Raw genomic sequence first — 1,332 nt, 5'->3', positions numbered from 1 at the left:
TTTTTCAAAAAAGCCAAACTCAAGGCTCGGCATCAAAATTTCGTTTTACTGAAAAACCGTGAGATCCTAGTGCTTCGTTAAAGTGATTTTTGACATATTGTTTGTGGTGGCTAATCTATAGCAATATGGGCAAGCATCAATATATATTTTTAGATGAAGAAGAACGGATCTTATTAACCGAGTTGATCCGAGCTAATGAGACTTCAGCACGTGTACAAACACGAGCCAGAGTTTTGTTGTTAAGCGACCGTAGCCAAGGTCAAAAACGAACTTTGACACAAATCGGAGATGGCGTGATTTGCAGTATGACCACTGTGCGCAACATCAAGCGAAACTACCTGAGTGGTGGGCTGGAAGCGGCTTTGTATGAGAAACCGCGCCCGGGTGCTGAACCAACATTTACAGGTGATATTGAAGCACAATTGGTGATGCTCGCTTGCAGCGATCCACCCACTGGTCACGCTCGTTGGAGTTTAAGACTCCTAGCTGATCGCCTGATTGAGCTTGATGTCGTTGAAACGATTAGTCATGTCACAGTTGGATCATTGCTGAAAAAAACGAACTGCAACCTTGGCGAGTAAGAAGCTGGTGCATCGCGAAACCATCAGCCCACTATGCGGCAAAAATGGAAGATGTGTTGAGTGTTTATCATCGACCATATGACTCAAAGAGACCTGTTGTTTGTCTTGATGAGACAAGCAAAGCCTTTCGATCATCCCCCCGAGGCGTCTTGCCACTCAAAGCCGGTCAAGGGTATCGAGAAGATTATGAATATCATCGCCATGGCAGTGCTGCACTCTTTCTGTCGGTCGAGCCACTGAGCGGTCAACGACAAGTTAGGGTTCGGCCTCAAAGAACAGCTATAGATTTTGCCGAAGTCCTTAAAGCGATTGCAGATGAAGATTATCCAAATGCTGAGAAAATCATTTTGATTGTTGACAATTTAAATACCCATCACATGGCCGCTTTGTACGAGCGATTTCCGCCAGCCGAAGCTCATCGTATTGCTCAAAAGTTCGAGTGGCACTTTACGCCAGAACATGGCAGTTGGTTAAATGTTGCTGAGTGTGAATTAGCGGCTTTCACCAAGCAATGCCTAAGACGTCGGATTCCAGATATTGAGACGCTAGCTAGAGAAACTGCAGCTTGGGTTCAACGACGAAACTTGGCTAAAGTAACAATTGATTGGCAGTTCACGACCAATGACGCTCGGATAAAGCTCAAGCGGTTGTATCCAATTCTAAAAGAACAATAACCTGTTTAACGAAGCACTAGGTTCTGTTGACATTTGATAATATTTGCAAGATTTGCCTAAATTTTGCCGCAGATTTT

At 44.3% G+C, this 1,332-nt stretch carries 2 protein-coding genes; both read left to right on the top strand.

The features are described from left to right. The first annotated feature begins 89 nt into the window (after window positions 1-89). Window positions 90-581, top strand: coding sequence for a helix-turn-helix domain-containing protein (locus F6K53_RS42910; RefSeq protein WP_293086722.1), 492 nt, complete (start codon window positions 90-92; stop codon window positions 579-581). Further along, complete coding sequence (locus tag F6K53_RS42905; protein WP_366511452.1) at window positions 542-1,255, top strand: IS630 family transposase; 714 nt, start codon at window positions 542-544, stop codon at window positions 1,253-1,255. The genes F6K53_RS42910 and F6K53_RS42905 overlap by 40 nt, the downstream gene beginning before the upstream one ends. Window positions 1,256-1,332: the final 77 nt, after the last annotated feature.

Origin of the sequence: Moorena sp. SIO4A1 (genome assembly GCF_010672065.1) — a bacterium.
Taxonomy (GTDB): Bacteria; Cyanobacteriota; Cyanobacteriia; order Cyanobacteriales; family Coleofasciculaceae; genus Moorena.
The sequence above is the reverse complement of the archived record's forward strand: the minus strand, read 5'-3'. Positions and strand labels throughout refer to the sequence as shown.